Raw genomic sequence first — 6,187 nt, 5'->3', positions numbered from 1 at the left:
ACCCACTTCTGGCAGCGTAACGGTTCGACCGTCGGCCGCAAATCGTTCAACCCTGATTGCAGCATCACGTGCGGGTGGCGCACCGAGTTACTGCTTTCCTCTTCGGAGCATGCGATGACGAACCATCCAAAGGAACAGGCACGCGGTGTCAGCCGCAAAGATGACCAGGACAAGCTCGCGGATGATATCGCAGACAGCGACCGTGACTCAGCGACGCCGGACAATGCTGCCCCTATCCTACAGTCCGAGGACAACGAACAGCACGACGAAATGCGCGATGAAGACGCACCCGAGTAAGAGGCGAGAGAGATAGGCGCTGCGCCAAAACACAGACGGTACGACGAACTGGAAGTCATGCTGCTTGCGCGCTTGCCCGGCCAGGTATAGCCCTTGCGCGCTTGAGTGCGCATCAGCTGATGACGTATGGAGGAACCGCATGCCGCAAGTTATCGTTGCGCTGTTCGGCTCATATCATGACGGCGACGAGGCGCTTCGCGCGCTGCAGGCATTGGGGTTAAGCCTGGACCGTGGACATTTATACCAGGCAGGAAAACGAGCCCCGGCGATGCCTGTTCCTGTCAATACTCCAGAGCTGGATTGGCACCTCCACGAGTTCGCGGAGTATGCCGCGCATGGCGAGCGTCCGTGCGCAGGCGCGAACCGATACAACCCGGAGACGGAAGATTTTGGCCTCAGCGCCGACACTGTGGCTCCCGTGGGCGTGGACACAGCCTCGCGTACGCTTCTTATTATTGAGGACATAACTGGCCTGAGACCCGCCACCGCTTGCGAGGTGCTTTACGACTATGGCGCGCTCGCAGTAAAGGACGCGGCCGGCCACTGGCGCTTCTCACCCCACCGGAAGGTCTGCCGCAGCCAGGAATCGTGATTTGATTCGACGGCCAGTTTTGCGACGCCGTGATGGGAGGTGCCTGGCTAACCGAGCGACTGCGGCGAACCGTGTTAACGCACGCAGCCGTTGCAGAGTCGCACCGTTCATCGGTGATGCGGGCACACCATGCGACATTGTGCCTAGCTTCGAAGTTGCGGCGGGACCTGCTCAATGTTGAAATACTGGTCGCCTTTAGCGAAACTGCGAGGTGCGAAAAAGAGAGAACGCTCAACACGGGCGAGCAAAATAGCCGCACCAGACAGCGCCATGATACGAGTCGATTATCCCGCCTCAGAGGTGCAAGCCGAGCGCCCCGCACCCAACCCCCAATGGCGCCAAAACCGTCGCGCAATCCACTTACGATGTGCGTCTACGCGGAGCCGGACCGTGACGCCGTTTGCGCTATCCCAGCCTCCCGGGAACGCCTGTTGCGTCGCTATTGCGCGGTCGAAGCTTCGGACGTCTTAGTTGTTGAGACCGCGTTTGAACAGCCTTCAACCTGGGAGACGCCATCATGCAGATTCTTGCCACTCAAACCGGCCTGCCTCGCGTGTCATGGGGTGCCATTTTCGCCGGCGTAATCCTGTCACTCATTGTCTATCTCGTCCTCAGCGTGCTCGGGACAGCCATCGGCGCAACACTCCTGTCTCCGCTATCGCAGCCTGACCCGATGCGCGCATTCGGTTTTGGCTCAGGCGTCTGGATGATTGTCACGACGGTCGTTGCGGTCTTCACCGGTTCGTATCTCGCTGGTCGATGTGCACCTGTCCTCGGATGGCTGCACGGCGTGCTCGCGTGGGCAGTCATGATTCTTTTCGTCGTGTACGGCATGGCGTCCCTCGTCGGGGGTGCTGTCGGCGTTGCCGGCAACGTCGCCACGGCGGGCGCGACTGTGGGGGCCGCGCAGGGCCAGGCGCCCGGCGGCAACCCGGTGGTCGACTCGGTCAGACAACAGGTTCAGAGCGTGGTCGCGTCGGCAGCCTCGGTAGCTTCGAGCCCGCAAGCCGAGCAGAACGCACGCCAGGCTGCGGATACCGCTGCCCGTGCCGTCGCTCGCGCGACGTGGTTTTCGTTCGCCGCGCTTGTCGTGGGCGCAATCATCGCTCTGGGGTCCGGCAGTCTCGGCTTTCGCCATCAACCCCTTTACGAGGAAGGAGGCGGCTCGTCCAGCGACGCCGCAGTACGCGCCGCACGCGGAAGTGGGGGCACACGTACCAACAGTCCTGCCCGTTGACGCCTGACGGCTGGCGTTCGGTTTTGCGCGAGGAACATGCTTCTGATGGGCGTCGCCCGGTCGACCGTCCGGCGCCCCCGTCGACCTGAAGGAGATTGTGTCGAAGTTCGCGAGACCAGCGAGCGGCCGGTCGTCTCCAAAACTTCGCGAGTGGTCCAGGAGGCGGAGCGACAACACGCGTCAAGTATCTCTGCCTTCGGGGTCGAAAGTATCGGAGGTCTCGTTATTGTGGACTTCTCCGGAACCGTAACATCGTGTACAGAGCTGCCACCGCCCTCCGTCGCATTTTGGGCACGTGATGGTGTTGGACGTGTGAGACATGTCTGAAACAGTCTCGATTTCAGTTATCTGCACTTTTCCCGTCCCGCCACATTTTTCGCACTTGATTTTTCCTTGGCCACCACATTGCTGACAGGTAGTCATGGTCTCCCTTCCTAGTGGTTAGGTGTACATGACCATACTACTCCGAGCGCCTGAGAACACGAAGCCAGATGCTGGCCTCCACGAACTCGTGCAGTTCCTTGACGCGACGAGAACTTGTCGGCGTGGTCCTGGGCCGATTGTGCTTTTTGAGAACACGTGACGCACCTCCGCGGCGGTCAGCGCCACATCGAGCCTTTGTAGCACCCTCGGCTAGCGCGGATTGCCCTTAAATACGCTGGCAAGATGCCGATTGCTTTCCGTCAGAGGTCGCCGAGGTCCTAGCTACGACCGAGGTGTGTCGCGAAAAATATAAGTTCGTTTAGCTAGAAATGTCTTTAAGTTCTTTCTTCGAGAAAGAATTGCCTTTGACATCCAAGCCATTGACTGGATGGCAGTCTTTTTCCATCGTGGATGACGGTCCTAGGGCCCGCGTAAAAAGAGTTTTTTTCGATAGGGTCTTCTGGGAAGTCACGATACGCCGGAGCGGAAAACATGCGTTCGTTCACAGCAGAGTTCGTCCTGGACGGCAGTGAAGACCACGGCACCATGATTTCCAACTTGGGTGGAACGTTCGAAGGAAGGATTCGTCTGTCCGTTAACGTTCATCTGGTTCAAACGTGACTGCGTCCCTCCTGAAAATTTTGGTTGCCGCGCCATGCCGTTTCCGTCAATCGTGGCGCGGCTATCACCATGCAGTTGGTTCGCGCGTTCAAATATCGGTGTCTATTCCCGAGTCGAGGTCCCGCGTCGCCGACCAGTAGGGAGAACGGTTGTAATACTGATGTACCTGAGTCCCCCACGTTGTATCTGCCATTGCAGGCCAATGGTCCTTGTCAAAACCAGGGTCATCCTTGAGCTGTTGCGCGCTGATGTCCACGCGGAAGCATTTCGCATCGGTATCGAGTGTCAATGCGCTCCACGGCATAGCGTGCAGCGTCGTGCCCATTCCAAGAAATCCGCCTTCGGACAGCACCGCGTATGCAATCCTGCCAGCGCGAACGTCGAGCATGATGTCCGAGATTTTTCCGACGTCTTCGCCATCGGAAGTCACCACCTTGGTTCCATCGAGGGTGTCCGCAGCCATGACGTCCGGGCCCGGGCCATCGCCTACTCCCGTGCCGACAATGCGGGCCCCGGCGCCAGACGGGCTTCCTTGCGGGTCGAGTGCGCTCATGATTTCCTCCTGTCAAAATAGGGATTAACAGAGGTGAGCAAGCGCTATACCCACGTGAGACCGCGGAAGGACGTCGTTTGGTAGGGCAGAGGCAAGCCAACGACCAACCGCACCTCGTGGAAACCGCCCCTGCAAAGAGCTACTGCTACACTTTTTCGATGGGAAATCTTGCTCGGGTTCAAAACGTAAGGCGAGCAGCGCGGTGCAGGGTTCCTGGGCATGCCCGTTGCAACTGATGAGATTCGCCCGAGTAATGAGAGGCGCAAGCAAAGGAGGCATCATGGCAGACGCTTTCAAACCCGGCGAAATCGTCACGGTGTCGGGTGTCTATTCGGTCGTTCTTGAAGGTGGCGACAACGAGGGCCGGACATTCGATGCCACATGCGTTGAGGGTGACCGCTTCCCGCCAACGCGCACTGGCGTCGGTGTTCACTACGAGCTGAAGTACGGAGCGCCTTACTCACACCGGCACCCTGAGTTGAATCCGGGCAGGTAATAGGCACCGGCAAGCCGTATCGTGACGGAGTCATGAGTGACATCGGACTGCCGGACATGGGACGGGTATCAACTGGTCCGGACATTCCGTCAACTGGAGTGCCTTGCCGCGACGACCTTTGTGGCGATTACCGGTCATGCCGATGACGCGGGCAGGAAGGCAGCCGTTGAGACGCGCTTCGATATCCATGTGCCCAGCCCGCCGATGCGAGCAAGTTCGAGCAGCTTCTGATTAAGCGAAGAGAGACAATTAGACATCCATAATGAGAAGAGAATCGCAGACCGTTCGTTTTCGCGTGGTGCGACTCTCCGCCGCAGGGCCGCAGTAACGCACTTCATCTGGATTGACTGGCGGTTCCAGGTGTCGCCGGTACAATCGAAGGACCTATCGCTTGGACCTCGAACATGACCGCACCCCCGGACGTACAGGACGTTTTTTTGCGGATGCTCGTAAACGACAAGACCGCGGTAAACGTGTTCCTCGTAAACGGCATCAGACTGAACGGTCAACTGGCCGCCTTTGACCAGTTTGCAGTTCTGCTGGAGTCTGGTCCAGGTGTGCAAGTTGTTTTCAAACATGCCATTTCGACCGTGGCGCCGGTCAATGGCAGGGGCCAGGCACGTGAGCCGACCGAGGTGGCAGTGAGTGGTGACAAGTCGAACCACTTGCGAAGTCGCGTCCGATGAGAACCAACATGACATGCTGTGGCCACGCGACAGCGAGAGCGCTGCGGTGTCAGATGAGCTGTATGTTTGGCCGCCTGCTTACCCGCGGGCCTTGCTTCACGTCAAAGCTGACCTTCTGGTTTTCCCGCAGCGATTTGAAGCCTTGTGCCTGAAACTCGGAGAAGTGCGCAAACAGATCCTCGCCACCATCATACGACGTGATGAGCCCAGAACCCTTCGCATCGCTGCGGAGGGGTAAGCTCTCACGGTTGTTCGAGCGCGTTTTCAATCAGCCGTTGAGCAAGCTAAATCCGGCCATCAGGGCCTCTGCTTCAGTTGCGAAAGGTCGTTCGCCCACGTTAGGCAAAGAGGCTTTCGACAGTTCCCGCCGTACCCGGCCAGGCATCCACCGCGGTTATCCGGACAGTACTGCCCCAAATCATAGAGACGTCGTATGGAGTCCTGGGCATATCGATATCCCGAAAAATAGCTGGCTACCATACGGCGGCGAGGAATTCGTCATCCTGTTTGTGGACTGCGGATATGACGGGGGGCTAGGCTGCCAGAAGACAGCTCGCATTGCTGTCGCGCCGCGCGTCTTCGAGGACCCGCAAGAGCGTTTCCAGAGAGAATGGTTTTTGCAGACACACATCGAAGAGCCGAGCAAACTCTGCATTGCTATCGCTGTCACCCGTCATCGAGGCAACAAAGGGCCTGGGGAAGACTGGCCTGTCAAGCAGCGACAGCGCAACGGCACTGCCGTTGATGCCGGGGAGGTTTTCGTCCAGGAGAACGAGGTCGAAAGCGCCGGCTCGGAGCAGCTCCAGCGCAGTCTCCCCGTCGGGCGCCATAACGGCGCGGTGACCAATGCAGTCGAGCAGGAAGACCAGACTGTCCGCGACGAACTCGTTATCGTCGACGACGAGCACATTCATTCAATATCCTTATTACGCGAAGTTCGCGGCGCTGCCAAGAATGCTTCTTATGTAATAAGATATTATTAAATGGCGTTGCCTATACGTTAGTTTTACAAATTAATATCTAAGTATAACAGGACATAACGGCAGCAGCGCAGCCCCAAGGGCTCCGGGGCTTCGCTTCAACGCGCGGGACCTGCCTAGCCTCACTCTCTATCGCGGGCAATTGACAGCCCCGCCAGAAAGGCCTTGTAGTCAAATTTCGAAGTCCGCGCTCTTCCGCTGGCAGATAGTTCTGCTTAACTTCATACACCAGTTAATTGTTAGTGGAAGTGTTGAAAGACTCGTCGACGTGCAATGAAGGCTGAAACTAGTCACCGCACGGT

At 58.1% G+C, this 6,187-nt stretch carries 9 protein-coding genes; 5 read left to right on the top strand and 4 right to left on the bottom strand.

Annotated elements, in window-relative coordinates:
- The 3 genes from P0D73_RS38780 to P0D73_RS38770 form a co-directional block, all read left to right on the top strand.
- Positions 1 to 297, top strand: a 297-nt coding sequence (locus P0D73_RS38780) for a hypothetical protein (RefSeq protein WP_408435352.1), incomplete at its 5' end; no start/stop codon positions are given.
- A 139-nt stretch (positions 298 to 436) separates the two neighbouring features.
- Positions 437 to 889, top strand: a complete 453-nt coding sequence (locus P0D73_RS38775) for a hypothetical protein (RefSeq protein WP_408181802.1) — start codon at positions 437 to 439, stop codon at positions 887 to 889.
- Between the two features lie 517 nt (positions 890 to 1,406).
- Positions 1,407 to 2,126, top strand: coding sequence for a hypothetical protein (locus P0D73_RS38770; RefSeq protein WP_408435350.1), 720 nt, complete (start codon positions 1,407 to 1,409; stop codon positions 2,124 to 2,126).
- A gap of 180 nt (positions 2,127 to 2,306) precedes the next feature.
- On the opposite strand, the gene P0D73_RS47095 is transcribed toward P0D73_RS38770, so the two are convergent.
- Together P0D73_RS47095 and P0D73_RS38765 are read right to left on the bottom strand one after the other, a co-directional pair.
- Positions 2,307 to 2,549, bottom strand: coding sequence for a hypothetical protein (locus tag P0D73_RS47095; protein WP_494471458.1), 243 nt, complete (start codon positions 2,547 to 2,549; stop codon positions 2,307 to 2,309).
- Positions 2,550 to 3,258: 709 nt separating this feature from the next.
- Complete coding sequence (locus P0D73_RS38765; protein WP_408181799.1) at positions 3,259 to 3,723, bottom strand: PRC-barrel domain-containing protein; 465 nt, start codon at positions 3,721 to 3,723, stop codon at positions 3,259 to 3,261.
- 280 nt (positions 3,724 to 4,003) lie between these two features.
- Between P0D73_RS38765 and P0D73_RS38760 the strand changes: the two genes are divergently transcribed.
- Both P0D73_RS38760 and hfq read left to right on the top strand, forming a co-directional pair.
- Positions 4,004 to 4,219 (top strand): hypothetical protein, encoded by a 216-nt coding sequence (locus P0D73_RS38760; RefSeq protein WP_408291913.1) that lies wholly within the window; start codon positions 4,004 to 4,006, stop codon positions 4,217 to 4,219.
- 404 nt (positions 4,220 to 4,623) lie between these two features.
- On the top strand, positions 4,624 to 4,905 hold the full coding sequence (gene hfq, locus P0D73_RS38755; RefSeq protein ID WP_408435349.1) for an RNA chaperone Hfq: 282 nt from the start codon (positions 4,624 to 4,626) through the stop codon (positions 4,903 to 4,905).
- Between the two features lie 49 nt (positions 4,906 to 4,954).
- Here hfq and P0D73_RS38750 read toward each other — a convergent pair whose 3' ends face one another.
- On the bottom strand, positions 4,955 to 5,173 hold the full coding sequence (locus P0D73_RS38750; protein WP_408291909.1) for a cold-shock protein: 219 nt from the start codon (positions 5,171 to 5,173) through the stop codon (positions 4,955 to 4,957).
- Positions 5,174 to 5,438: 265 nt separating this feature from the next.
- Complete coding sequence (locus P0D73_RS38745) at positions 5,439 to 5,819, bottom strand: response regulator (RefSeq protein WP_408181793.1); 381 nt, start codon at positions 5,817 to 5,819, stop codon at positions 5,439 to 5,441.
- Between the last annotated feature and the right edge of the window lie 368 nt (positions 5,820 to 6,187).

Origin of the sequence: Paraburkholderia sp. RL18-101-BIB-B (assembly GCF_046026985.1) — a bacterium.
In the GTDB taxonomy this organism is placed as follows: Bacteria; Pseudomonadota; Gammaproteobacteria; order Burkholderiales; family Burkholderiaceae; genus Paraburkholderia.
Note: the sequence above shows the minus strand (reverse complement) of the source record. Positions and strands in the feature narration are given on the sequence as shown.

What these genes read in the sequence shown, in the direction of transcription:
- P0D73_RS38775 (WP_408181802.1), top strand. Translation starts at nt 437, where the DNA reads ATGCCGCAAGTTATCGTTGCGCTGTTCGGCTCATATCATGACGGCGAC.
- P0D73_RS38770 (WP_408435350.1), top strand. Translation starts at nt 1,407, where the DNA reads ATGCAGATTCTTGCCACTCAAACCGGCCTGCCTCGCGTGTCATGGGGT.
- P0D73_RS47095 (WP_494471458.1), bottom strand. Translation starts at nt 2,549, where the DNA reads ATGACTACCTGTCAGCAATGTGGTGGCCAAGGAAAAATCAAGTGCGAA.
- P0D73_RS38765 (WP_408181799.1), bottom strand. Translation starts at nt 3,723, where the DNA reads ATGAGCGCACTCGACCCGCAAGGAAGCCCGTCTGGCGCCGGGGCCCGC.
- P0D73_RS38760 (WP_408291913.1), top strand. Translation starts at nt 4,004, where the DNA reads ATGGCAGACGCTTTCAAACCCGGCGAAATCGTCACGGTGTCGGGTGTC.
- hfq (WP_408435349.1), top strand. Translation starts at nt 4,624, where the DNA reads ATGACCGCACCCCCGGACGTACAGGACGTTTTTTTGCGGATGCTCGTA.
- P0D73_RS38745 (WP_408181793.1), bottom strand. Translation starts at nt 5,819, where the DNA reads ATGAATGTGCTCGTCGTCGACGATAACGAGTTCGTCGCGGACAGTCTG.